General features: G+C 60.5%; 19 protein-coding genes, 2 tRNA genes and 1 pseudogene. 11 read left to right on the top strand and 11 right to left on the bottom strand.

All coding sequences use genetic code 11. From position 1 onward, the window contains the following. Positions 1–22 precede the first annotated feature (22 nt). A pseudogene (locus tag CR152_RS35115) lies at positions 23–550 on the bottom strand (DUF2169 domain-containing protein); the annotation flags it as partial. 1,130 nt (positions 551–1,680) lie between these two features. Next, the gene (locus CR152_RS27040; protein ID WP_099880176.1) at positions 1,681–2,664 is read right to left on the bottom strand and encodes an IS5 family transposase; all 984 of its coding nucleotides are present in this window, start codon (positions 2,662–2,664) and stop codon (positions 1,681–1,683) included. A 196-nt stretch (positions 2,665–2,860) separates the two neighbouring features. On the opposite strand from CR152_RS27040, the gene CR152_RS27045 reads away from it, so the two are divergent. The 7 genes from CR152_RS27045 to CR152_RS27075 all read left to right on the top strand — a co-directional run bounded on the left by CR152_RS27045 (position 2,861) and on the right by CR152_RS27075 (position 10,575). Continuing rightward, a complete protein-coding gene (locus CR152_RS27045; protein WP_099880178.1) occupies positions 2,861–3,712 on the top strand; it encodes an NACHT domain-containing protein in 852 nt (283 codons plus the stop codon). Between the two features lie 43 nt (positions 3,713–3,755). Further along, positions 3,756–4,049: an IS66 family insertion sequence element accessory protein TnpA gene (tnpA, locus tag CR152_RS27050; RefSeq protein WP_099873747.1), complete on the top strand. Its 294-nt coding sequence runs from the start codon at positions 3,756–3,758 to the stop codon at positions 4,047–4,049. Then, positions 4,019–4,390, top strand: coding sequence for an IS66 family insertion sequence element accessory protein TnpB (gene tnpB / locus CR152_RS27055; RefSeq protein ID WP_208640063.1), 372 nt, complete (start codon positions 4,019–4,021; stop codon positions 4,388–4,390). The genes tnpA and tnpB overlap by 31 nt, the downstream gene beginning before the upstream one ends. A 55-nt stretch (positions 4,391–4,445) precedes the next feature. Next, entirely contained in the window at positions 4,446–5,966 is a 1,521-nt protein-coding gene (gene tnpC, locus CR152_RS27060; protein ID WP_099880179.1) for an IS66 family transposase, read from the top strand. A 122-nt stretch (positions 5,967–6,088) separates the two neighbouring features. Continuing rightward, a complete protein-coding gene (locus CR152_RS27065) occupies positions 6,089–7,051 on the top strand; it encodes a hypothetical protein (RefSeq protein ID WP_099880181.1) in 963 nt (320 codons plus the stop codon). Between the two features lie 73 nt (positions 7,052–7,124). Then, entirely contained in the window at positions 7,125–8,435 is a 1,311-nt protein-coding gene (locus tag CR152_RS27070; protein WP_099875410.1) for an IS1380 family transposase, read from the top strand. 193 nt (positions 8,436–8,628) lie between these two features. Continuing rightward, complete coding sequence (locus CR152_RS27075; RefSeq protein WP_099880183.1) at positions 8,629–10,575, top strand: DUF8371 domain-containing protein; 1,947 nt, start codon at positions 8,629–8,631, stop codon at positions 10,573–10,575. Positions 10,576–10,784: 209 nt separating this feature from the next. Here the strand turns inward: CR152_RS27075 and CR152_RS27080 are convergent. The 7 genes from CR152_RS27080 to cysS all read right to left on the bottom strand — a co-directional run bounded on the left by CR152_RS27080 (position 10,785) and on the right by cysS (position 17,156). After that, a tRNA-Ser gene (locus CR152_RS27080) sits at positions 10,785–10,876 on the bottom strand. Positions 10,877–11,077: 201 nt separating this feature from the next. Further along, positions 11,078–11,169 (bottom strand) — tRNA-Ser (locus tag CR152_RS27085). A 93-nt stretch (positions 11,170–11,262) separates the two neighbouring features. Next, on the bottom strand, positions 11,263–12,510 hold the full coding sequence (locus CR152_RS27090; protein ID WP_099880185.1) for an aspartate kinase: 1,248 nt from the start codon (positions 12,508–12,510) through the stop codon (positions 11,263–11,265). Positions 12,511–12,643: 133 nt separating this feature from the next. Continuing rightward, on the bottom strand, positions 12,644–14,053 hold the full coding sequence (gene tilS, locus CR152_RS27095; protein ID WP_099880187.1) for a tRNA lysidine(34) synthetase TilS: 1,410 nt from the start codon (positions 14,051–14,053) through the stop codon (positions 12,644–12,646). Then, a complete protein-coding gene (locus CR152_RS27100) occupies positions 14,050–15,027 on the bottom strand; it encodes an acetyl-CoA carboxylase carboxyltransferase subunit alpha (protein ID WP_099880189.1) in 978 nt (325 codons plus the stop codon). The genes tilS and CR152_RS27100 overlap by 4 nt, the downstream gene beginning before the upstream one ends. A 57-nt stretch (positions 15,028–15,084) precedes the next feature. Beyond that, positions 15,085–15,744 carry a DNA-3-methyladenine glycosylase family protein gene (locus CR152_RS27105; RefSeq protein WP_099882831.1) on the bottom strand — a complete coding sequence of 220 codons (660 nt, stop codon included), beginning with the start codon at positions 15,742–15,744 and terminating at the stop codon, positions 15,085–15,087. Then, positions 15,744–17,156, bottom strand: a complete 1,413-nt coding sequence (cysS, locus tag CR152_RS27110) for a cysteine--tRNA ligase (protein ID WP_099880191.1) — start codon at positions 17,154–17,156, stop codon at positions 15,744–15,746. The genes CR152_RS27105 and cysS overlap by 1 nt, the downstream gene beginning before the upstream one ends. A 273-nt stretch (positions 17,157–17,429) precedes the next feature. Between cysS and CR152_RS27115 the strand changes: the two genes are divergently transcribed. From CR152_RS27115 to CR152_RS27125, 3 genes are all read left to right on the top strand, one after another. Beyond that, entirely contained in the window at positions 17,430–18,023 is a 594-nt protein-coding gene (locus CR152_RS27115) for a peptidylprolyl isomerase (RefSeq protein WP_099880193.1), read from the top strand. Positions 18,024–18,090: 67 nt separating this feature from the next. Next, positions 18,091–18,579 carry a peptidylprolyl isomerase gene (locus tag CR152_RS27120; protein WP_099880195.1) on the top strand — a complete coding sequence of 163 codons (489 nt, stop codon included), beginning with the start codon at positions 18,091–18,093 and terminating at the stop codon, positions 18,577–18,579. A gap of 37 nt (positions 18,580–18,616) precedes the next feature. Continuing rightward, positions 18,617–19,378, top strand: a complete 762-nt coding sequence (locus CR152_RS27125) for a UDP-2,3-diacylglucosamine diphosphatase (protein WP_099880196.1) — start codon at positions 18,617–18,619, stop codon at positions 19,376–19,378. A gap of 13 nt (positions 19,379–19,391) precedes the next feature. On the opposite strand, the gene CR152_RS27130 is transcribed toward CR152_RS27125, so the two are convergent. Then, positions 19,392–21,428, bottom strand: coding sequence for an NHL repeat-containing protein (locus tag CR152_RS27130; RefSeq protein WP_157778765.1), 2,037 nt, complete (start codon positions 21,426–21,428; stop codon positions 19,392–19,394). A 432-nt stretch (positions 21,429–21,860) separates the two neighbouring features. Between CR152_RS27130 and CR152_RS27135 the strand changes: the two genes are divergently transcribed. Further along, positions 21,861–22,520 carry a hypothetical protein gene (locus CR152_RS27135; protein WP_229413647.1) on the top strand — a complete coding sequence of 220 codons (660 nt, stop codon included), beginning with the start codon at positions 21,861–21,863 and terminating at the stop codon, positions 22,518–22,520. On the opposite strand, the gene CR152_RS27140 is transcribed toward CR152_RS27135, so the two are convergent. Next, entirely contained in the window at positions 22,416–24,614 is a 2,199-nt protein-coding gene (locus CR152_RS27140; protein WP_099880199.1) for an NHL repeat-containing protein, read from the bottom strand. The two genes, CR152_RS27135 and CR152_RS27140, sit on opposite strands and share 105 nt — an antisense overlap. Between the last annotated feature and the right edge of the window lie 39 nt (positions 24,615–24,653).

Consider the following 24,653-nt stretch of genomic DNA (forward strand, 5'->3'; position numbering starts at 1 on the left):
CAAGCCAGCCGCAACCGGCCGGGTTATCCGGGTGTTTGACGGCATCGGTCTCGCCATCTGGCGTCAGTTCAGCCGGAATATCGATGCATCCGCCATATGCCAGACGGTAGTCCAGCGGTACGTGCGCTACTAGCGTGGCAGTGTCGAGACGCCAGCCGAGCCAGCCCTTCCGGAATTGCCTCGGCCCATGCAAGCGCAGCATTTTGCGCACATGCCCCACTCGCAGGCCGGCAAGCCAGTCAGCTTGGGGGCGTCCGCCGGGTGCGTGCGCGTTGCCCAGAACGAGCAGGTCTGTGCCGGGCTTATAGGGCAGTAAATCGCCGTCTTCCTTGACGATGGCGTGCAGGGGATTGCTTTGCACCGGGCCGGCGAATGCGTCGCCGAAAACGATGGGACCTTGCACGTCGGCCAGGGACATTGCATCGCCGTTGGAAGCCAAGTCGAATGTAGCGCGGATAATAAGGATATCCAGCGGCTGGCCTTCGGGGCCTGTCTTTTCAAACCACAAATGGGGCACGCCGGTATGGTTGTTAATGATGGTCATGGCCATCCCGCTTGCTTTGTCATGTCATACGCCGGGCGTGCTGCGCCTTCCTTGATGGGCTTCATTGGCTTTTGGCCGGCTCGGCGTGAAACAAGACGTTCTCGAACGCCGTCTGACAGCCAGTCTGAGTCTCGCGGGCCAGTTCGTTCGATTGGGAGGTCGGCTATCATCACGGGAAGAAACTCCTTGATTAATACTTAAAATGAGACGAATCAACGTGCGTTGGATGGCACGAGGCGCTCTACAGAGCAAGGATGGCCCTACGAAACGGCGACGCATCCGTTCAATTTCTAATGCAGGTCATCATCCATGACCAAAGGATTGGAGTATTGCTTTTAAGCAAAATGATCAGATTTGTGTTGGGCTCTTGTGACGGCCGATAAATTGCGGCACAAAAAATATGAGCAGGAGAAAAAGGCTGACGTTCTAGGGAGATGATGACGATGACGACAGCTTTCCACGTAGTGATGGAAGGTCGCAAGACCGTCACGGCAGAGAACGTTACGGCGTATTACTAACCATATGGCGATTACGCGACGGAAGTTATACGTTTGGCGACATGATCGAAGTCTACGAAATTGAAGTATTGGCTGCGTTGCAGCCTTAAAGTCACCAAGGTGTGTGTCATTCGGTTTAGTGACATACCTGAAGAGGTATGACGTGGTGAAATTTTTGCCTGTCCCGAGGAATTCAGGGAATGCCACGTGCAGTGTCTGCCGCACCTTGACCTCCACCCCAACATGGAGTTCGTCACTCTGCATTTCCGATTCGTCAACGTTACTGCGGCGCAGCACGAGGATGGCGTGCATGGCAGTCGAGCAAATGGATAGTCAGCTCTGAGGCTGCTAGGTTGACACGGTACTGCCGCGATTTTGTCTGATGACCAACGAAAATGGGACACCTCCGATCTGAGACACTGCCAGCAGTACATTATAAAAAGCAACTTTTCACGATGCACCTCATGTGGTCTAATACTGCATGAGCCCACATCTAGGGAAGCGCTGATCTATTGACGATTCTGGCTGGCGGTGCAAAGTTTTTGATGCCGCGTTTCTGACGAGCCGCATCGGCGATATCTACACAGTTGAGGCGGCCAATTCTTCCGTTTCAAGGGCGTTTTTCTCGCCCTTTCATTGTCAGGACGGAGTTCGGGTTTCCGAGACCGTAAATTGCCGGCCCGCGAGTATCAAGTTCGCGAAGCCGAACAGGGTGAACAGTTGGGCAGTGTTTTTCTTCAAGCCGCGGTAGCGCGCTTTCCGATGACGAAAGAGGTTCTTGACGACATGGAACGGATGCTCAACTTTGGCCCGCACGCTTGCCTTCAAGTGCTCCAGCTTTTCCGTCATGCGGCCGAGTTTGTTGGCAGGCAGCGCCTTGCGTTTGGTTCTCTTCATTGCGACGTGCCAAGTCACTTTCGTTTCAAGATTCTCTTCGCGTTTTTCAACGCCCTGGTATCCCGCATCGCCCAGTACCGCCACTTCATCGCCGTGCAGCAATGCATGTGCCTGCGTCACATCAGCCACATTGGCGGCAGTGGCCACCACCGTGTGTACCAGTCCCGACTTCGCGTCAACACCAATATGCGCTTTGAGCCCGAAGTGCCAGTCGTTCCCCTTCTTCGTCTGGTGCATTTCGGGATCACGTTTTTTGTCCTTGTTCTTGGTCGATGGCGGCGCCGCTATCAGCGTGGCGTCCAGAATCGTGCCTTCGCGCATCATCAAACCCTGGGCCGCCAAATGCCCGTTGATCGTTTCGAAGATCTTGCGTGTGAGCTCGTTCTTCTCCAGCAAGCGGCGAAATTTCAACAGCGTCGTGGCGTCCGGCGCCTGCTCGCGACTGAGGTCGATACCGACGAAGCCACGAATCGCCTGGCTGTCATAGACCGCGTCCTCGATCCCCTCATCGGACAAACCGAAGCACTGCTGGACCACGTACATCCGCAACATGCGCGCCAAGCCGATCGGCGGGCGGCCAGCACCTACAACCTTGGGATAGAACGGTTCGATCAGCGCATGCAACTGCGACCATGGCGTCACACTGTCTATCTTTGCCAGGAACACGTCACGACGTGTCAACTTCTTCTTGGCGGCGTATTCGAGATCGGAAAAACTCTTCTGCATGATCGATTGAGCGGTCGTGGAGGCGCTGTTATTGTCTCAGGTATCGCCCGAGCCCGGCACGGTGTTGGATGAATAAATCAGTGATTCCCTAGTTGAGAGAACACTTCAATTTACCGACGCGCACGGTCCGAATCAAATCCAACAAAGCCAATTGCGAGGTCTGGATAGGCCGCTTGTCATTCTCGGAGAGGCTGGAATGGGTAAGTCAACCTTGCTTGAATGGCTGGCTACTGACCGCTTATACGCACTATGTACCGCCCGCAAACTCATTAATCGCAGCGATCCGCATTCATTGCTTGGCAACGCTACCGTGCTTGTAGTGGATTCATTGGATGAGGTAAACGCTCAGCGCGATGGCGATGCGGTCGATCACGTTCTACGCAAGCTTGGGGAACTGGACTACCCGCTGTTCGTGCTTGCATGCCGAGTGGCCGACTGGCGCAGCGCTACTGGCCGGGAAGCCATTTACGAGCAATACGAACAGGAACCGTACGAACTGCACCTTGATCCACTGCGTGAAGCCGATGCATTTGCACTGCTTCAACAAAACGTTGGCATGGAGCACGCTCGTAGCATCGTCAAGCACTTAAATGAGCGAGGGCTGCAAGGATTTCTCGGAAACCCACAGACGCTGAACCTGGTATCGGAGATCGCCAAGAACGGTCGGCTACCAGACACGAAAGGCGAGCTCTTCGAACAGGCCGTTAATGTGCTTCGCGAGGAGACGCGAGCTTCAAAATCCTCGAAACAGCCGGCCAAGAAGGATATTCTAGACGCGGCTGGGGCTGCATTTGCCTCTATGATCCTGACCGGAAGCGAGGCTATTAGTCGTGTTTCCGGCTCCTTCTCTTCAGAAACGACAATATCAATCACGGAGATTTGCAAACTTCCTGGCGGTGAGTTTCTCGCACAGGCGCTCGACAAAAGACTTTTCAATGGGGCCGGAATTGACCGCTTCACCTATGCGCACCGGAGTATCGGCGAGTTCCTTGGCGCTCGCTGGTTATCCAGTCGTAAGCGTCCGGCCCCTCCACCTATGAATTCCTGATCGCCCAAGCCAAACTATCCGCTCATTCTTTCAGGAGGTGATAGTGTCAAATTCGGAACGTGAGAAGGTATGGGAAGAGCGCGTCGCGCAGTGGCAGGCCAGCGGCCTTTCGCAGCGGGCCTACGCAATCGAGCAAGGCTTTCCGGTACGCCAGGTTGGCTACTGGGTACGGCGTTTGACCAAGCGGGAAGCGATGCCTACACTGCTCCCGGTGCGGGTGGCACAGGCGGGTCCGGTGGCGGTTGCGATCAGCTTGCGCAACGAGCACGGTTGGACCTTGAGCTTGCCGACCGATATGCGGGCCAGTTGGCTGGCGGAATTGATGCGTGCGTTGTGATGCAGCTGTCGGCCGATACGATCTGGCTGGCGACGGCGGCGGTGGACATGCGCACGGGCATCGACGGACTCTCCCTGCACGTGCAGCAGGCGTTAGGGCGAGCGCCGTGCGACGGCACGGCCTACGTGTTTGCCAATCGCCGCCGGACGCGCATGAAGCTGGTGTGCTGGGACGGCACCGGCGTCTGGATGTGCTTGCGCCGGCTGCACCGTGGCCAGTTCGTCTGGCCGCAGGCAGACGAGGCAAGTTGGCAGATGAGTGCCGAGCAATGGCAGTGGTTGGTGGCCGGTGTGGACTGGCAGCGCTTGTCGGCCACAGCGCCGGTGCAGTGGCGCCTGTGAGGACGTAAACTGTTTCGCTTGTAACCATTATCCATGCTCGGTAAACTACCGAGCCATGGATCTGCTTAACGAACTTGCCCTCACTAACATCGACCCAGCTATGCTGGCGCAGGTGCGGGCCTTGTTCGAACAGCAGCGGACGAAGCTGGCCGAGAACGACTTTAAGATCAAGGCGCTGACGTTCGAGCTGGCCTATTACAAACGGGTCCGCTTCGGCAAGGCCAGCGAAGCGCTGGTCGGCGAACAGCGCATGCTATTTGACGAGGCAGTCGATATGGACCTCGCCGCCATCGACGAGGAACTCCACAGTCAGGCGCCGACCAAGCAAGCGCGCAAGCGTGCCGGCCGTCAGCCACTGCCGCCGGAACTGCCGCGCATCGAGCACCGCCATGAGCCGGAATCGTGCCAGTGCGGGCAATGCGGCGCAGGCCTGGTCAAGATCGGCGAGGACGTCAGCGAACAGCTGGACGTGGAACCGGCGCGCTTCTTCGTGCATCGCCATATCAGGCCGCAGTACGCCTGCAGGCCTTGCGAAACGGTGACGGCAGCGCCAATCCCGTCGGCCGTCATCGACGGCGGCCTGGCTGCAGTCGGTCTGCTGGCGTGGATCGCCGTCTGCAAGTACTTGGACCATCTGCCGCTATACCGGATCGAACAGATCGCCGCGCGCCAGGGCGTGCCGCTGGCACGCTCTACGCTGGGCGAATGGATCGGCCGCATCGGCGTGGCCCTGCAGCCGCTGGCCGACCGGCTGGCCGAACTGCTCAGGGAGCGAAGTTGCCTGCATGCTGACGAAACACCAGTACGCCAGCTTGATCCCGGCAGCGGCAAGACCAAGCACGCCTATCTGTGGGCCTACCGTTCGAACGCGCTCGACGACGGGCCGTCAGTGGTCGTGTTTGACTACCGGACGAGTCGTGCTGGCGCGCATGCGCGCGCCTTCCTGCAGGACTGGCGCGGTCACCTGATGGTCGACGACTACGCCGGCTACAAGGCAATGTTTGCCACGGGTCCGACCGAACTCGCATGCCTGGCCCACATCCGCCGCAAGTTCTTCGACGTGCACGCCGCCAGCGGCAGTCCGGTGGCTGAGGAAGCGTTGCGCCGTATCGCCCAGCTGTACGCCATCGAGCAGCAGACAACAGGCATGACGTCGTCGCAGCGCCTCGCCTTGCGCGAGCAGCATGCCATCCCGGCCTTGGCCGAGATGCATACCTGGTTACTGACTACGCAGCGCAGCGTCGCCGCCGGCAGCGGCACTGCCAAGGCCATTGAACATGCCCTCAAACGCTGGCCAGCGCTGCAGCGCTACGCCAGTTCGGGCAGCCTGCCCATCGATAACAACCCGGTCGAGAACGCGATACGGCCGATCGCTATCGGCAAGAAGAACTGGCTGTTTGCCGGGTCGGAACGGGCCGGCCGCCGCGCCGCTGCCATCCAAAGCCTGTTCGCGACCGCCAAACTGAATGGACTCGATCCTGCGCGCTGGCTAGCCGACACACTTGAAAAACTTCCAACCTGCCCGAACAGCAGGATCGACTCGCTGCTACCGTTCGCAAACTCTACACAGGCCTAAGCGCTTACGGAAGGTGGGGCCGCTGGCTGCTTACATCCAGTCTCGCTGTTACGCATAGCAAACGCAGTCGCATCCTATCGCTTTTTCATTGTGGAGGTTTGGTTCCCTCGAGCTTGAGAGGCATGCACGCTTGGCTGGCACGTGATCCGGCTTTTGCGAGCAAGGTGATTGCTGCCGATCCGATGGGGGTGATCGAATATGGTGAAGCCGATAGTTTGTCGTTAGTACAGGCGCACGACGTACTGAACGCGTTGAAATCTGTAGCATCAGTTAATCCGAGATTCAGCAAGTGGGAGCGGTATTCTCCAAAAGGAATCGCGCATCCTGCACTGATTGGCGCATTACGGGAAATCATCGTTACATCCCAAACTCCTGTGGCACTGCGCGTGTTGGTACTCGAAGCAATGAAAGGTTCAGCGATTGCTGCTGACCTATCACACGAATTACACGCCATACTGATCGACGACGAAGCGGCCTACATTGTCCGATATGCTGCAGGTAAGGCACTGACAGCGATACCCAAATGGGATGAATGGCTGACACTCATGCCGACTTGGTTAGAGCGCGGCGACGAAACGTCCGTTCGACTGGCAATCGAATTAATGGACCGGATTGGATATGAACGGTTTGACGACTGCTTAATCGCCCATTTAGTGCTAGCCCACCTCGGCGAAAAAAACCACATCGGAGGCGTATTAATGAATCTGGAGCGAAATCTTCCATTTCATCGCCTTCACCCTGTCTTGGACGTTCTTGCCGATGCCGCTGGCAGTGGTGGAGAAACGACTTTCGAATCCAGCAGTGAACTGGACGACTTTGCCTATAGGCTAGTTGTACGTAGGCTTTCAACTGCCGACGTGACGCCCAACCAACTTTGGTCCTGGCTAGTGCCTTTCAAAAGCCGTGATGGCATCAGCGTCGCAACGGCGGAGCTGGCGCAGTATCTTCGGGCACAGGAATCGCTGCGCAGAGCAATACAACGGCATGCATTATTCGAAGCATCCGGGGATCAATCCCTTTGGGAGCGCGCAATGTTTATGTCCGATCGGTCCGGCGGGCTACGACCTAGCCCGGATATTTCGTGAGTAGAGGTCGGCGATCCCGTGCCGAAGCGCGTTGTTACTGGTATCTGACGCCAATCACAACCGGGGACCGCCGATGCCAAATTGTACCAATGAACCGATCAAGTTGGGGAGGGTTGGACGGCGCGTCGTTGAGGCGTCATTCGACGGCGGCGACATCGTCAGCGACGGCGGGGTTCTGCTGCTGCGCCAAGTGGATCAGCGCATCGGCTTAAGCAAAGCGATTGCGCGCGTATTCGAGGATCGACGCCGTCGTGCCAGCGTTTCGCACAGCATGCGCGACTTGCTCGCGCAGCGCGTGTACGGCCTGTGCTGTGGCTGGGAGGACGTCTGTGACCACAATGTGCTGCGCCGCGACTTGGCCATGCAAACGGCAGTGGGCCGGGCCGATGACTTGGCCTCGGCGCCGACGCTGAGCCGGCTTGAAACGTCCTCCACGCGCGCGCAGGCGGCCGCCCTGCATGGCGTTCTGCTCGATCAGTTCATCGCCAGCAAAGCTAAGCGGCCCAAGGAACTGGTGCTCGACATCGATGCCACCCACATGCCGCTGCATGGAGAGCAAGAGAAGTCCCACTTCCACCGCTACTACGACAATTACTGTTACTTGCCGCTGTACGTCTTTTGTGGCCAGGATATCCTCGCCTGCGTCTTGCGGCCCAGCAGCCGCGATCCGGCCGGTATCCTCAGCGCATTAATCAAATTGATCTCCCGGCGCTTGCGCCAGGCTTGGCCACGCATCCGCATCATCGTGCGCGGCGATTCCGGGTTCTGCCGTCATCAAGCTCTGCGCCGCTTCGAGAAATGGGGGCTGCACTATATCGTCGGCTTGCAAAAGAACTCAGCGTTGCTGCAACGAGTAGAGTTGGCCGAACTGGCACTGGCCGAGATGTATCAGAAGGCCGGTTCCAAGCAGCGCATGATTGGAGAATTCACTTATGCGGCGGGGACGTGGGATCGGCAACGGCGCGTCATCGCGCGGCTGGAACACGATGCGCGCGGCGCCAACCCGCGTTTCATCGTCACCAACCTGACTGGGGGTCCCAAGGCACTGTACGAACGCGTGTATTGCGCCCGTGGCGAAGCAGAGAACCGTATCAAGGAGGCGCAGCTCGATTTGTTCGGACGCCGTGCGAGCTGCCATAAATTCCAGGCCAACCAACTGCGGCTGCTACTGGCAGCGTTCGCCTATACCCTGATGATCAATTTGCGCCGCCTGGCTTTGGTTGGCACGGAACTGGCACGCGCCTGCACGGCGACGATCCGCATCAAACTGCTCAAGATCGGCGCGGCCGTCGTGCGCAACACGCGGCGCGTGCGCGTCATGCTCGCATCCCAACATCCACTCAAGCACGTCTTCCTCACTGCCGCCCGCGCGCTGGCACCATAAGCCCGCCAAGTGCTGTCCCCGGCACGCTATAAAGCAACGGGGGTAGGGGGAGTTACGTCTGCAATCAGGCCGCGCGGCAGAACCGACACCAGGAAGCGAGCAATCAACATGCCGCAGCCATGTTCGGCGCACCCCGGCCCTCAGATTGGCAGACTCATGAAATATCCGGGCTAGCCCATCCGATGTTATCTGTTTGCTCAATTCTCTGCCACCCACATGCACCGACGAGCAATGGCGCGATCTTGTACAGCTCTCACGTCACGATCACATATCGGGGGCCGACGTCCGCATAGCTGCGCGCGTCTATTCACAAGGGCGTGACGACCTGAACAATTGGCTGGACCGCCTCCAGGAGCCTCCCGAATGGCGCACACTGCTTGACTTAGATCTGATTAAGGAACGTGAAGCGCGCATGATACGGCGCGCAGATCATCGAGCGAACTTCACTAGCTACATCGATGCAATACGCGCTGGCGATTACGGGATGGTACAGCTTGCGATGGGCTATCTCGGTCGAAATCAAGACGCAAGTGTCGACGGGGAAAATGCTACCGACCATCTGTCGACGTGGGTGGGTGAAGACGTAGCAAATGCGTCACTAATCGGATTCGAAAACTATCTGAATCGTCCCGATACGCCCCCAACCTGCGATCAGATCGCAAACAGCGCCGCGGAGGGGAGGCACTGGCCCACGGCATATGTGGTGGTGGTCGCACTCGCGGAGCGGTACCGAAACAAGGTTGGTTTTAGCGATGTGGACAGCGAAAGACTCCTCACAGCTCTTTTTCAACTTTGGTATACCCACATTGACGCGCAAGCAAAACTGGATGGGTTGGAGCAAGCAGTCACTGCAGAAATTTGTACCCGTGGACTATGGCCGGAATCAATACAGCGTTTTTACGAACCACAATTGCAAGGTTCAAAAGCCAGTCAAGTAAACTTTTACTGGATGACACGCGAAACATCGCCCGCAACAACGATCCAAAGTTCATGCTTCGCGTCCAAGTGGCTCCAGCAATTTCCAGACCTGTCCGAGCACTCCGAATCTGAATTAATCGTCCAGTTGCTAAAGGCACGTCGTCACGATGAGCTACAATGCCTTGCCGCAAGTAAAATACAAGCTTTGCCTAAGAACCGACGCCCTATCTGGGATGCGGTGTGTCTCATTACAGACTTTAACATCACGACAGCGCGGATTGACGCATCTCCGATTGAACCTGGCCTCCTGTGGCCCGTAAAGGAAGTCCTTACGGAACATCTGGTTGACAACCATGGGCAACTGCTCGTGCCGCAATACGAGTGGCTTATTGCCACTTTTCGGCGAATATGGCTGGCTGCGCAATCCCCTCACGACGGATGGTGCGGAGACAGAAACCCGTGGGATGCCTTTAGCTACATCCTCCATCTGATCAACCGACTCGGCAACGACGCCAGGGACTCTGCAGCTGCCGCCCTTTCGCGTCTCTCAAATTTTCCGCCGGACGAGTCCACCGACCATATTAGGGCGGTTGCTGCGGAACAGCGCAGAATTCGAGTGGAGTCAAATTTTGCGCTTCCTACGCTAGACGCAATTGAAGCAATAATGCGGGACCGCGTCCCCCAAAATGGGGCTGATCTTCAGGTAGTAATCGAGGATGAGCTACAGATAGTTCAGGCGAAAATTCGAAGCGACGATGTCGAATCCTGGCGTGGTTTCTATAGCGAAGAAGGAGAACCTTACGATGAGGAGCGCTGCCGAAACATTCTGTTGGGGCTCTTACGTCAGGGCACCGCAGGCATCACCTACGACTTAGAAACGCACGTCTACGAGGAAAAGAAGGTGGACATTACTTGCTCCGCTGGGCAATTACGGCTCCCCGTCGAGGTCAAGGGCCAATGGCATCGTGACCTCTGGAACGCAGCGGATCAACAACTTGATCGCCTTTACACACCAGACTGGCGTGCAGCAGGACGCGGAATCTACCTTGTACTTTGGTTTGGCCCTCATGTAGCCGAGAATAAGCGGCTGCGCACAGCCGGGCGCGGAGTTGCTTTGCCTCAAACTGCCGCCGATTTGCGCTCCATGCTGTCAGCCAATAGCGCGGCGATTCGCGATGGACGAGTGGTGGCGGTGGTAATGGATATTGAACGTACTCGATAAGCGAAATTTACTAGCTAGACGGTCTGCATGGCAAGTGCTATTGCGCTTACACGGTGCCGGCTCCAAGAAACACCGTTCAAGCCCATTTGGAGTTTCAGATGTGCTAACCTAAGTGGGCCAGCCGATGGCCTAAACGAACAAAAAACCCGCAGCCTCGTGAAGAGCGCTGCGGGTTTTTTGACAGTCCGGGAGCAACCTGGACAGAATTTTGGCGGAGACGGTGAGATTCGAACTCACGATACAGGTTACCCCATATGCGTCCTTAGCAGGGACGTGCCTTCGGCCACTCGGCCACGTCTCCATTCTGGCCTACACGATATTGCTAAGCCAGAAGATCAAGATCATACCGGATTCCAGCGGCGGCGAACAGGGCCGCAGCACCCTTCCCACCGAAAAATTAACGCTTCACCGAAGCATGCCGGGAAGAAAAAACAAAAAACCCGCAGTCTCATGACGAGCGCTGCGGGTTCTTGTCAGTCCAGGAGCAACCTGGACAGGATTCTGGCGGAGATGGTGAGATTCGAACTCACGATACAGGTTACCCCATATGCGTCCTTAGCAGGGACGTGCCTTCGGCCACTCGGCCACATCTCCATTCTGCCCAGTAGGTTTCACCAGATCAGAAGACCAGGATCATACCGGCTGGGCGTGGATTTTGCAATGATGCGCATCCACTTTTTGGAAATATTATGCTTTTTCCAAATCGAACGCCTTATGCAGCGCGCGCACGGCCAGTTCCATGTACTTTTCATCGATCAGCACCGAGATCTTGATCTCCGAGGTCGAGATCATCAGGATGTTGATGCCCTCTTCCGACAGGGTGCGGAACATCTGCGAGGCCACGCCCACGTGGCTGCGCATGCCCACCCCGACGACCGACACTTTCGACACCTTGGCGTCGCCCGAAATGCTGGCCGCGCCGATATCGTTCTTGACGCCTTCGAGCACGCCCATCGCCTTCGCATACTCGCCGCGCGTCACCGTGAACGTGAAGTCGGTCTTGCCTTCCACCGACTGGTTCTGGATGATCATGTCGACTTCGATGTTGGCATCGGCCACCGGCCCCAGGATGTGGTACGCCACGCCCGGCTTGTCCGGCACGCCCAGGATGGTGATTTTGGCCTCATCGCGGTTGAATGCGATGCCGGAGATGACGGCTTGTTCCATATTTGTATCTTCCTCAAACGAAATCAGGGTGCCCGAGTTGGCTTCTTCTTCGAGCGGCATCAGGGGATCGGTCAGCGACGACAACACGCGGGTCGGAACACGGTAATTGCCAGCGAATTCTACGGAGCGGCTCTGCAGCACTTTCGAGCCCAGCGAGGCCAGCTCCAGCATTTCTTCAAACGTAATCGTTTTCAGGCGGCGCGCTTCCGACACCACGCGCGGATCGGTCGTGTAGACGCCGTCGACGTCGGTGTAGATCAGGCATTCCTGCGCCTTCATCGCCGCCGCGATCGCCACCGCCGAGGTATCCGAGCCGCCGCGGCCAAGCGTGGCAATGTTGCCGTTCGCATCGACACCCTGGAAACCGGTGATGATGACGATCTTGCCGGCATCGAGGTCGGCCTTGACCTTGACGTCGTCGATCGACTCGATGCGCGCCTTGGTAAAGGCCGAGTCGGTCTTGATAGCGACTTGCCAGCCTGCATACGAAACAGCCGGCTTGCCGATGGCCAGCAAGGCCATCGCCAGCAAGCCGACGGAAACCTGTTCACCGGTGGAGGCAATCATGTCCAGTTCGCGCGGATCAGGCTGTTCCATCAGTTGCTTTGCCAGGCCGATCAGGCGATTGGTTTCGCCGGACATTGCCGAAGGCACAACAATAATCTGGTGCCCCGCGTCATGCCACTTGGCGACGCGTGCCGCAACGTTCTTGATGCGGTCGGTCGAGCCCATCGACGTTCCGCCATATTTGTGGACGATTAAAGCCATAAGAGTGAAGTTTCCGCTCGGTTAAATGAAAAAGGAGGGCTTTACTCTACATGCTGCGATGCAAAAAAACAAGGCAGTCGGCGGCCAAACCTATACGTAATTGCTATATCGAAATTACTTTTCCGGGTAGTCCTCAGGCCTGACGTGCTTCCCAGCGCAGGCTGATCAGGGAGCCGGGAGCGGCCCCGAAATGATGGCAATCCATGCCGATGCCGGCCGCGAACAGCAAATCCTTGCCGCTGGTCACGACCGGCAAGCGTTCGCGCTCCCAGGCGGGCACGTTGCAGGCCTGGTAGTGATACTTGAGCGGGCGCGTGGGCCGGTTGGCGGCCGGTTTCAGGCGCTCGCCGCCCTTCCGGAAGTCGATCTGCAAGGCTTGCGCGCGCAGCCAGGCGGCATCGAAGCCCTGCTCCGCCACGTCGAAATGCAGCACGCCGCCGTAAGCCGGGAATGCCATGCTCGCTTCACCGGTCCAGGTGAAATGCTCGCCTTCCTTCACAAAAATGCCTTCGTCGTCCGGATCGCGCTGGCCGGCCAGGTCGGCCAGCTTGGGCGTGATGTACAGGCGGTCGCGGTGGCGCCGGATGTGGCAGTCGGGATGCGTCACCAGCAGCTGCGCGTCGTGGCGCGCTTCGACCAGCTGGGTCACCATTTCGGTCAGCCAGGCGGTCGACGGCATGCGCAGCGCGCGCAGGCCGAACCAGTAGCGCAGCATGTTGTAGGCGCGGTCCAGGCTCATCGTGCGCAGCTTGGCGACATCGATGCAATCCTCGATCAGGCAGCCGGCAAGGTCTTGCACGGCCAGTTCGGTCAACAGGCGCTGGGCCGACTGCGCGTGCGCGGCGCTGCGCGCAAAGCGTTCCTGGTAGCCGGGAAAGGCCGTGGCCAGGGCCGGCATCACCTGGTGGCGCAGGGCATTGCGCGCATAGCGCGGGTGGGTGTTCGATTCGTCCTCGACGTAGGCCACCTCGTGCGCGGCCACGTACGCCTCGAGCTGCTGGCGCGAGACCGGCAGCAAGGGACGCGCCATCACCAGGCCGGGATTGCCCAGCAGCTCGGGCGCGGCGTTGGCCGCATCCATGCCGGACAAGCCGGCCGTGCCGGAGCCGCGCAGCAGTTGCAGCAGCACCGTTTCGGCCTGGTCATCGAGATGGTGGGCGGTCAGCATCAGGCGCACGCCGTGCTCAAGGCACAGGGCACCCAGGGCGGCGTAGCGCAGCTTGCGGGCGGCCGCTTCGACACCGGACTTGGTTTTTTCCAGCACCACGCGGCGCGCGGCGAAGCACACGCCGAGACGGGCGCAGGCCGCTTCGCAATGCGCCAGCCAGGCATCGGCGTTGGGGCTGATGCCATGGTGAACGTGGAAAGCAAACAGTTGGACATCATGGGCGGACGCGTACTGGGCCGCCAGGTGCAGCAGGGCCGAGGAATCGAGCCCGCCGCTGTAGGCGATCGCCACCGAAGGGCGGTCGCCTTGCGCACGCAACGCGTCAAGCGCTTGCGCAAACTGCGCTGCAAGCGCTGCGTTGGTGGTCGGGTTCACTCTTCGGCCGGCGTCGTTTCTTTGAATTTGCCGTAGCTCATCAACTTGTTGTGACGGGCTTCGATCAGATCCTTGGTTTTCATGCCCTGGAACTGGCGCAGGGTGTCGGCCAGCGCGCGCTTGAGCATGACGGCCATGTTCTTCGGATCGCGGTGGGCGCCGCCGAGCGGCTCGTTGATGATCTTGTCGATCAGGCCCATCGCTTTCAGGCGGTGCGCGGTCAGGCCCAGCGCATCGGCCGCGTCGGACGCGCGCTCGGAGGTCTTCCAGAGGATCGATGCGCAGCCTTCCGGCGAAATCACCGAGTAGGTCGCGTATTGCAGCATCAGCACGGCGTCGCCCACGGCAATCGCCAGCGCGCCGCCGGAGCCGCCTTCGCCGATGATGGTGGCGATCAGCGGCACTTTGAGTTCGGCCATCACGTACAGATTGTGGCCGATGGCTTCGGACTGGCCACGCTCTTCGGCGTCGATGCCTGGGAACGCGCCCGGGGTGTCGACGAAGGTGAAGATCGGCAAGCCGAATTTTTCGGCCAGCTTCATCAGGCGCATGGCCTTGCGGTAGCCTTCGGGCTTCGGCATGCCGAAGTTGCGCATCGCGCGTTCCTTGGTGTCGCGGCCCTTCTGGTGGCCGATGACCATGCAGGCCTGGCCGTTGAAGCGGGCCAGGCCGCCGACGATCGACAGGTCGTCCGCGTAGGTGCGGTCGCCGTGCAGTTCGTGGAAGTCGGTAAAGATTTCGTTCACGTAGTCCATGGTGTACGGACGCTGCTGATGGCGCGCAATCTGCGACACCTGCCATGGCGTGAGCTTGGCGTAGATATCTTTGGTCAGTTGCTGGCTCTTCTTGGCCAGGCGGTCGATTTCTTCGGAGATGTCGACCGCCGAATCGTCCTGGACGAAGCGCAGCTCTTCAATTTTGGCATCAAGCTCTGCGATTGGCTGCTCAAAACTGAGGAAAGTTTGTTTAATCATTATACCTCCGGGTAAATTCTGGCCGCAGCATACCCCACCGCACGGCCACTTCAGGCGCTATTCTACCGGAACCGGATCGAGGCTACGCCACAAATACCACGTAGCGACCGTTCTCCACGGCTCCCAATTAGCCGATACCTCGCGCGCATCGCTGCGCGATACCGGTTCACCGGAAAAGTAGTTCTGGCTGATACCTTGAATAAGGCCAGGATCGTCGAGCGGCAAGACATTGGGACGCAGCAGATTGAATATCAGAAACATTTCCGCTGTCCAGCGTCCAATGCCGCGAATCTGGACCAGTTCCGCGATGACGGCTTCGTCATCCATTTCGGCCCACTGGTTCGCGTGCACGCGCTTGGCCTTGAAATGGTCGGCCAGGTCGAGGATATACTCGGTCTTGCGCTTGGACAGCCCGCAGGCCGACAATTGCTCGGCGCCGGCCTTGATCACCTGTGCCGGCGTGATCCTGGGACAGGCCGTGAGCAGCTTGTTCCATGCCGCATCGGCAGCCTTGGTGGTGACCTGCTGGCCCACCACCGAGCGCGCCAGCGTCGTAAACGGGTCGCCATGGCCGACCAGATGCAGGTCGCCGAACTGCGGGATCAGCTTTTTCATGATGCGGTCGCGCTTCATGAGTTCGATCTTGGCTTGTTCCCAGTACGCAGGCACCTCTAGCGGCGGCGGAGTGGTCCCCGCCGTTTCCCTGGTTGGCGCCATCATGCGCGGCGCCAGTTGGTCGTGCCGTCCGGCTTGTCCTCGAGGACGATGCCGGCCGCCAGCAACTCGGCGCGAATGGTGTCGGACTCGGCGAAGTTGCGCGCTTTTTTCGCTTCACTGCGCCTTGTGATGGCCGCCACGATTGCCGCTTCGTCCAGACCGCCCTCCTCGCCCCCGGCCTGCAGGAATTCCTGCGGCGCGCGTTCGAGCAGGCCCAGCACGGCAGCGAGCGCCTTGAACTGGCGCGCGTGGGCGACCGACTTGCTTTTGTTCAGCTCAGTGACGAGGTCGAACAGCACGGCGATCGCGATCGGCGTGTTGAAGTCGTCGTCCATCGCTTCGCGGAAACGGATTGCGTGCGCTTCGTTCCAGTCGACTTCCAGCGCATCGGCACCCGAGTCGACACCGGCCAGCGCCGTGTACAGGCGTGTCAGCGCCGCCTTGGCGTCGTCGAGATTGGCGGCGCCATAGTTCAGCGGACTGCGGTAATGCCCGCGCAAGATAAAGAAGCGGATCACTTCGGCGTCGTACAGCTTGAGCACGTCGCGAATCGTGAAGAAATTGTTCAGCGACTTCGACATCTTTTCGGCGACATTGGTCTTTTCGTCGACCACGCGCACGAAGCCGTTATGCACCCAGTAGTTGGCCATCGGATGGCCGAACGCGCCTTCGGACTGGGCGATCTCGTTCTCGTGGTGCGGGAACTGCAGGTCGGCGCCGCCGCCGTGGATGTCGAAGTGTTCGCCCAGGGTCGCGCACGACATGGCCGAGCATTCGATATGCCAGCCCGGGCGGCCGCTGCCCCAGGTCGATTCCCATTTGACTTCGTCCGGCTCGGATTCCTTGGAAGCCTTCCACAGCACGAAGTCGAGCGGATCGCGCTTGCCGGTATTGACGTCAACCCGTTCGCCCGCGCGCAGGTCGTCGAGCGACTTGCCGGAAAGCTTTCCGTATCCGGGAAAATTGCGCACCGCATAGTTCACGTCGCCATCGTCGGACTTGTAGGCCAGGCCCTTTTGTTCGAGCTGCGCGATGATCGACAGCATCTGCGGCACGTAGGCGGTCGCGTGCGGCACCACGTCGGGCGGCAGAATGCCGAGCGCGGTGGTGTCTTCGTCCATATACTTTTCGAAGCGCGAGGTCAGCGAGAAAATCGACTCGCCGTTCTCGACGGCGCGCTTGATGATCTTGTCTTCGATATCGGTAATGTTGCGCACGTACGTGACCTGGTAGCCCGATACCTTGAGCCAGCGATAGATGACGTCGAACGCCATCATCATGCGCGCATGGCCGATATGGCAGTAGTCGTAGATCGTCATCCCGCACACGTACATGCCGGCTTTGCCGGGCTCGATCGGGGTGAATACCTGCTTTTCACGCGCAAGCGTGTTGTAGATCTTTAATTGGCTCATCGGATTCTTACTCGTTACAGCGCGCGCCGCGCTCGGGCAAAACGACAACCGGGCGCGATCGCCGCGGTGGGCGCGCGCCGGTCAGGCGTGGTTTGCATCGAGATCGTCGGAGCCCTCTGTCTTGTTCTTCTTTGATAGAATGGGACGTTCTGTACAAAGTATAGCATTGTTAAAATCCCGGCTGGCCGCATATGGATCAGGTTTATTTTTGCGGTAAAGGCTTGACAGCCTCGCCTCCATATAACAACAAGCACCTCACGTCAAGGATTCTAAATGCAAGATTCGTTATTGTTCCGCATGCCCCTGGTCGCACGTTTTCTCACCCTGTTCTGCGGCCTGACCCTCAGTACCGCCGTTCTCGCCAGCGATACGCCGCAGGTCTCGCTCAAGACCAGCATGGGCGAAATCGTCCTTGAACTGGACCAGGAAAAAGCGCCGAAAACGGTCGCCAATTTCCTGCAGTACGTTAAAAGCGGCCATTACAAGGGATTGATTTTCCACCGCGTCATCAACGACTTCATGATCCAGGGCGGCGGCATGGATGAAAAAATGATCCCGCGCCGCACCAACAAACCGGTCCAGAACGAAGCCAAGAATGGCTTGCTGAACGTGCCCTACTCGGTCGCCATGGCGCGCACCCAGGATCCGAACTCGGCCACCTCGCAATTCTTCATCAACGTCGCCGAAAACACCAATCTCGACTATCCGGGCCGCGACGGCTTCGGCTACACCGTGTTCGGCAAGGTCATTTCGGGTCAGGAAGTGGTCGACAAAATCAAGGGCGTGATGGTCGACGACGTGCGCGGCAACCAGAACGTGCCTGTGATGCCTATCGTCATCAAGTCGGCAACCATCGTGAAGCAGTAAAATAGCGGGCGCCTTTCGTAGCAAACTGAAAGCACCCACACAACAACCTAACCAACAGGACACCAACATGGCCGTACTCATCACCACCAACATGGGCAACATCACCGTCGAACTCGACGCCGAAAAAGCACCGAAATCGGTTGCCAACTTCCTCGACTACGTGGCCAAGGGCCACTACGACAACACGATTTTCCACCGCGTCATCGGCGACTTCATGGTCCAGGGCGGCGGTTTCGAGCCAGGCATGAAGCAAAAGCCAGCCGAACAGACCGTGGAAAACGAAGGCAAGAACGGCCTCAAGAACGAAATGTACACCCTGGCCATGGCCCGCACTTCGGCGCCGCACTCGGCATCGGCCCAGTTCTTCATCAACGTCAAGAACAACAGCTTCCTCGACTATCCAGGCCAGGACGGCTGGGGCTACGCCGTGTTCGGCAAGGTCAGCGAAGGCACCGACGTGGTCGACAAGATCCGCAAGGTCAAGACCGCCAACAGCGGCATGTTCGCCGACGTGCCGGTCGAGCCGGTGATCATCGAAAAAATCACCGTCATCTGAGCATGATGCGCGGGCAAACCACACCGGCAGTGCAGCGATGACCCTGCCCGCGCGAACGCTCGCGCTGTTTATCTCCGACCTGCACTTGCAGGCCGCGCATGCGCGCACCGTGGACGCCTTCTTCGCCTTCCTGGAAGAACGCGCCATGGCCGCGCGCGCGCTGTACATTCTCGGCGACCTGTTCGAGTACTGGGCGGGCGACGACGACCTCGACGCACCCCTGCACCGCCGGATCGCCACGGCCATCCGCGCGGTGAGCGAGGCCGGCATTCCGGTCTACTGGATCGCCGGCAACCGCGACTTTCTGGTCGGCCAGGCTTTCGCCGACGCCGCCGGCATGCAATTGCTGGCCGAGCCGCACATCGCCGACATCGGTGGTCAGAAAATTACGCTCGTGCACGGCGACGCCGAATGCACCGACGACATCAACTACATGGCATTTCGCAAGCAGGTACGCCAGCCGGCGTGGCAGGCGCAATTTCTCGCCATGCCGCTGGCCCAGCGCAAGGCGATCATCGCCAACCTGCGCGAAGGCAGCAAGGAAGCGCACAGCACCAAGACCATGGAAATCATGGACGTCACGCCGCAGGCGATCGACGCGCTGTTCGCCGCCACCGGCACCGACGTGCTGATCCACGGCCACACGCACCGCCCGGCGCTGCACGAGAAGGACGGCAAGCGCCGCTACGTGCTGCCGGACTGGGAACCGGATGGCGAGCCGCCGCGCGGCGGCTGGATCGCCATCGGCGAGGACGGCGCCATCACGCGCCACGACCTCGACGGCAAATTGCTCGGCTGAACCGCCCGGGCGGTCAGTCCGCCGGCAGCGGCGTGTGCAGCACGGCGTAGCCCGTCATGCCGATCAGCATCCCGTTGCCGATGGCGATACCGCCGAGCACGGGTTTCCCCCAGGCCAGCGCCGGGGTCGATACCGTGCCGTCCGGCCTGACCTTGCGCAGCAAGCCCTGCCCGCTCAGATACATGTCGCCATTCGGCGCAAACGCCATTTCCACGGTCCCGTGAAAGCCCAGCATGGCGGTGCGGACCGGGCCGTCACGGTCGCCCATCCAGCCGGGCGAGCCGGCGAACAAGGTCAGCTTGCCGTCCTTGCTGTATTTGTACACGGCCTTGCTGTCGCTGTCGGCCACGTACAGATTGCCAAGGCGGTCATAGGCAATGCTGGCCGGCCGGAAGGAAAAGTCGTTCGGGTCGCGCGGGCCATAGCCGACATCGGTGATCAATTGGGTCACCTTGCCCGAAGACGACACCTGGCTGACAGAATAGTAGCCGGCAATGGCCAGGTTGCCTTCGGCGTCCACAGCAATATCGTACACATCGCTGTCGCCGCCGGCCGGATGCGCCAGCACCGTGGTGGTCGCGCCGCCGTCGATCCGGGAAATCCTCTCGCTATCGACCACATACACGGTGCCGTTCGGGCCTACCGCAATGCTGTAGGGATGCGTGAAGACGGCGCCCTTGACGCCATGGCCTGCAAACACGCTCACGACGCCGTCCGGGCTGACCATGCGCACCAGGTTGGTCTGGTAATCGGCGATGTACAGATTGCCGGCGGCATCGGCGGCGGTGCCATCGCGCCGGTTGAAGCGCGCCGCGCCGCCCTTGCCGTCCACGCTCGCGCTGGTTACCGGCGTGGCGGCCGACGTGGTGACCACCCCGGCCGGCGTGATCGTCCGGATCGCCGGGGCACCGGTATCGAGCGCCAGCACGTTGCCCGATGAATTGATCATCAGCTGGCTGATGAACGAGAAGCGCGCCTGCGCTCCCGTGCCATCGCGTACGTCCCCGTCCTTGCCGTCGCCCGCTACCGTGCTGACCACGCCGCCTGGCGTCATCTTGCGCAAGGTCTTGTAATCGCCGATGTGGACATCGCCCGCCGCATCGACCGCGAGGGCGCGTGGCGACCTGAAAATCACCTCGGCTCCGGTGCCGTCACGCACGCTATCGTCGCTGGCGGCGTTGCCACCGCCGGCGACAAAACTGGCCAGGCCACCGGCGATGCGGTAAATGCGCGCCAGTTGAACCACGTAGAGCGAGCCGTCGCCGGCCACGGCCATGCGTGAGGGCAAGATCAGTGCCTGCTTATTCGCGGGGTCGTTGGCCCAGGTAATACGGCTCACCACGCCGGCCGGGGTCACGCGGCGGATGGCGCGCTGTTCGATCACCAGGTAGTCGCCATTGACGTCGAGCGCAATCTCGGCCGGACGGTTGAACAGCGCTTGCGCGCCCAAGCCGTCACGCGAGATTCCCGTGCCGTTATCGCCCTCGCACGCCGGCTCGGTGACGCCGGCCAGCGTGCTGACGACGCCGCCCGGGGTAATCTTGCGCAGCGTGTTGTTGCACGTATCGGTCACGATCAGGTTGCCCGCCGTGTCGACAATGATGCGCGACTGGTAGTTGAAGTTGAAGCTGGCCGCGCCGCCGGCGCCATCCTGGCTGCCGTAGTTGCCGATCGAACCGGCCAGCACCGACATCGCGCCCGCCGGCGTGAGCTTGAAGATGACCTGCTTGGCGCGGTCGAGGATATAGGTATTACCAGCCTTGTCGAGCGCCATGCCATGCGGGATCTGCAGCACGGTTTCCTTGCCGGCGCGCACGGACTGCACGCAGGTGATGCCGAGCGCGGCCATGTCATCGTCGCCCGCCGCCATGTAGTCGGCTGCGCCGGCGCCGCATGTGGATGCGGGTGGCGCCACGACCGTTGGCGGGGTCGGCGTGGACGAGCCGCCCGATCCCCCGCCGCCGCAGGCCGCGAAAAACAGGCATGCAAGCAGTGCAGCGCCGCGGCGCATGACCGTGGAAGGGGGAAATGGCAGTTGGTCGTGTCGCATTGGATCTTTTAACTATCTGGAAAATATCTGAGAAGGCGGAATATACCCATTTTGCTTGCGCAACACTACTCAAATGTTCGTACCGGGGCGCCGCGCATCCGCCAACAAGGCTGGCAGCGCGCGGCGATACTTACTGCGGCAGCGGGGTCTCGAGGACGGCGAAGGCAGTCATGCCCAGCAACCGTTTCTGGCTGTACACGATGCTGGCCAGGCTGGGGTAACCCCAGGCCAGCACGGGCGTCGATGCCGTGCCGTCCGGCGTGATCTTGCGTACCTTGCCCGAGCCGGTCGGCCAAGGCGGTCAATGCCCCGTTCGACATCGTCCATACCCGGATCGCCAAAGAAGGCAACACGGCGGTTTTCCACATCGCCGTCTCCGGCAAGGCGGGTCAGTCGCATCCTTCCGCGACCGGAAAACTGCCCGCCGGCAGCGTGTTTTCATATGTCTGGCCAACCACGCTCGACCCATCGGTGGTCGGCTTCGACAAGGGCGCCGGCATCCTGGCCCTTGCCGTGACCTCGCACCCCGATTTCGACGATACGCCCCTGTATGACGAAAATGGCGATGGCGACCTGAAAAACGATGGCGACCTCTGGCATTCGCACTGGGTGGTCCTGAAACCGGACGCCGCCTGCGGCAAGGGCGCGCTCAAGGTGGTCGACATTCCCGCCGGGACCACGCCGGCACTGCCGAAAACCTGGCGCGGGCTGCCGCTGCTGATCGATAGCCCGCGTTACAGTCCGGTGTTCAAGGACGCGACGCTGGAAGTGCGGGTGCCGTTCAACGACGCCGGCGTGCTGCCGGACGTCGGTTTCGACGGCGTGACGGCCGCGCTGCGGGTCAACGCCAGCATGCATAGCCCGCTGCTGTGCGTGGCGCACGTGTTCAAGGTCGCCTCGGGTTCGCTGAGCCTGCCCGGAAAGGTCGGCAAGTGGACTCTCCGGCGCGCCCCCCCTCAGGTGGGGTGCGCCGCGTGTCAGGCCCGCTCAGTTGGGCGGCAACACTGTCTGCATCACCGCACCGGCCGTCATGCCGTACAGTTTTCCCTGGCTGTAGACCATGCTGTGGATGTCCACATTGCCCCACCCTAACTGCGGTGTCGACAGCCAGCCATCCGGACTGATCTTGCGCACCTTGCCGTGCCCGCTCATATACAGATCGCCATTCGGCGCGAAGCTCATTTGCACCGGGGAGTAAAAGCCCAGCGCCGTCGAGCGCGCGGGGCCATCTGCACTCCCGTGCCGGCCCGGCACGCCGGCAAAGACCGACAGCACGTCCTGCTTGTCGAGCTTGAGGATGGTCGCACTGACTGTGTCCGCAATGTACAGGTTCCCCGCCGCGTCCAGCGTCAGGCCGGTCGGATTGAATCCATCCGACGGATCGGTCAGGCCGGTGGCTTTGAGCATGCGCTGGACGTCGACCAGCACGCTGACCTGGCCCGATGGCGTGATCCTGACCACTTTTTCCGGCATCGAGGCCAGCACGTTGCCCTGCGCATCGATCCGCATTTCCACGATCCGCGGCAGGGCCGGCGTGGGGGTGATCGCGGTCATTTTCCCGGCCACGATCTTGCCGATCCAGCGCGTGTCGGCCACATACACGGCGCCGGCCGCGTCGAGCGCGACCGCCCTTGGAAAGACGAACTGGATCGGATCGAGGCTGGCGCTCCACGATCCGCGCGAACCGGCGAACGTCGTGACGACACCTTCGGGAATAATCTTGCGCACGACCCTGTAATTGGAATCGGCGAAGTACAGGCTGCCGGCGGCGTCAACCGACAGGCGCGCGGTTTGCAGGAACCTCGCATTCGAGCCCGCGCCGTCGCTGCTACCCATGTAGTACGGCGTTGCAGCCGAGGTAGTCACGACGCCCGACCTGGTGATAGTCTGTAACACATCATCGTCGCCCAGGCGTGCGATATTCCCCGCCGGATCGAATGCCAGCATTCCTGAGAAAGCAAGGCGGGGCCCATTGCCATAGCCCGGTGGTCCGATATTCGAGTCCGCGCCACCGGCCAGCGTACTGACCAGGCCAGCGGGCGTCATCTTGCGTACCATTCCCACATCCGAGAGAAACAGGTCGCCGACCGCATCGACCTTCATCGACGACAGAGCACCGAACACCGCCGACCTGCCCATGCCATCGCTCAACTGTTTCGTATCGTCGCCGTCGCCCGCCAGCAGGGTCGCCACGCCGCCCGCGATCGTGTAGACCTTGCTGTAGTCGGCGGCGTACAGCGTGCCATCTTTTCCCATCGCCACGAGGTGCGGCTGGGTCAGCGGCGCCGCACTGCCGGCCGGGTTGGTCCAGCCGACCGTGGTGACGACGCCGGCCGGGGTCACGCGCCGATAACGCGCGCCCTGCTCCAGCACCAGATAGTCGCCGTTGGTCGCGAGCGCCAGTTCGAAAGGCTGGTCGAACAGCGCCGCCGCGCCGGCACCGTCGCGTATCTCGACCGCTTTTTTGGCGTAGACGCAGACCCGGCGTGGCGTGCCCGCGATCGTGCTGACCAAGCCCGCCGGCGTGATCTTGCGCAGCGTATTGTTACAGGTATCGGCCAGGATCAGGTTACCGACGCCATCGACGATCATGCGCGAGCGGCGGTCGAAATGAAAACTGGCCGCGCCGGCGGCCCCATCCTGGGCGCCGAACACACTGGCCGAACCGGCCAGGGTGGAGATGGCGCCGGCCGGCGTGATTCTGAGCACGACCTGACGCCCGAGATCCATGATGAAGGTATTGCCCGACTTGTCCATCGACATGCCGGACGAGGTGTGCAGCGGCACCGCCGTGCCGGCCAGGATGAGCGGGAAGCAATTGACCCTGATGTTGCTCACGGCGCCCTTGCCGACCGTACCGGCGCCATCGGTGACGCTGCACGAACGCCCCGCAGGCGCGGTCACGGCAACCGCATACGGCGCACCCTCGCGTCCCCGCTGACGAAATTGGAACGTTCCATCGCGGTCCACCACGACGCTGTCGCCACCGTTCGCCAGCGACAGCGGGACGCCCCACTCCAGGCCGGCGACCGTGCCGCCTATCTCGTAGCTCTGGACGCTTGTCGGCGGCGCGGGATTGCCGCCCCCACCACCGCCGCCGCAGGCGGCCAGGGCGGCGCACAGTGCCAGCGAGAGCGAATGGTTCAGGATGACCTGACGGCCCGGTGTAGAAGGTTTGCTTGTCATGGATGGTACGAAGGAAAGTCAGGTTGGTCGGAGAAGCAC

It is taken from the genome of Massilia violaceinigra (assembly GCF_002752675.1).
Lineage (GTDB): Bacteria > Pseudomonadota > Gammaproteobacteria > Burkholderiales > Burkholderiaceae_D > Telluria_A > Telluria_A violaceinigra.

Excerpts from the sequence above, each read along its gene's own strand:
- CR152_RS27040 (WP_099880176.1), bottom strand. The coding sequence starts at position 2,664 with ATGCAGAAGAGTTTTTCCGATCTCGAATACGCCGCCAAGAAGAAGTTG.
- CR152_RS27045 (WP_099880178.1), top strand. The coding sequence starts at position 2,861 with ATGGGTAAGTCAACCTTGCTTGAATGGCTGGCTACTGACCGCTTATAC.
- tnpC (WP_099880179.1), top strand. The coding sequence starts at position 4,446 with ATGGATCTGCTTAACGAACTTGCCCTCACTAACATCGACCCAGCTATG.
- CR152_RS27065 (WP_099880181.1), top strand. The coding sequence starts at position 6,089 with ATGCACGCTTGGCTGGCACGTGATCCGGCTTTTGCGAGCAAGGTGATT.
- CR152_RS27070 (WP_099875410.1), top strand. The coding sequence starts at position 7,125 with ATGCCAAATTGTACCAATGAACCGATCAAGTTGGGGAGGGTTGGACGG.
- CR152_RS27090 (WP_099880185.1), bottom strand. The coding sequence starts at position 12,510 with ATGGCTTTAATCGTCCACAAATATGGCGGAACGTCGATGGGCTCGACC.
- CR152_RS27100 (WP_099880189.1), bottom strand. The coding sequence starts at position 15,027 with ATGATTAAACAAACTTTCCTCAGTTTTGAGCAGCCAATCGCAGAGCTT.
- CR152_RS27105 (WP_099882831.1), bottom strand. The coding sequence starts at position 15,744 with ATGGCGCCAACCAGGGAAACGGCGGGGACCACTCCGCCGCCGCTAGAG.
- cysS (WP_099880191.1), bottom strand. The coding sequence starts at position 17,156 with ATGAGCCAATTAAAGATCTACAACACGCTTGCGCGTGAAAAGCAGGTA.
- CR152_RS27115 (WP_099880193.1), top strand. The coding sequence starts at position 17,430 with ATGCAAGATTCGTTATTGTTCCGCATGCCCCTGGTCGCACGTTTTCTC.
- CR152_RS27120 (WP_099880195.1), top strand. The coding sequence starts at position 18,091 with ATGGCCGTACTCATCACCACCAACATGGGCAACATCACCGTCGAACTC.
- CR152_RS27125 (WP_099880196.1), top strand. The coding sequence starts at position 18,617 with ATGACCCTGCCCGCGCGAACGCTCGCGCTGTTTATCTCCGACCTGCAC.
- CR152_RS27130 (WP_157778765.1), bottom strand. The coding sequence starts at position 21,428 with ATGCGACACGACCAACTGCCATTTCCCCCTTCCACGGTCATGCGCCGC.
- CR152_RS27140 (WP_099880199.1), bottom strand. The coding sequence starts at position 24,614 with ATGACAAGCAAACCTTCTACACCGGGCCGTCAGGTCATCCTGAACCAT.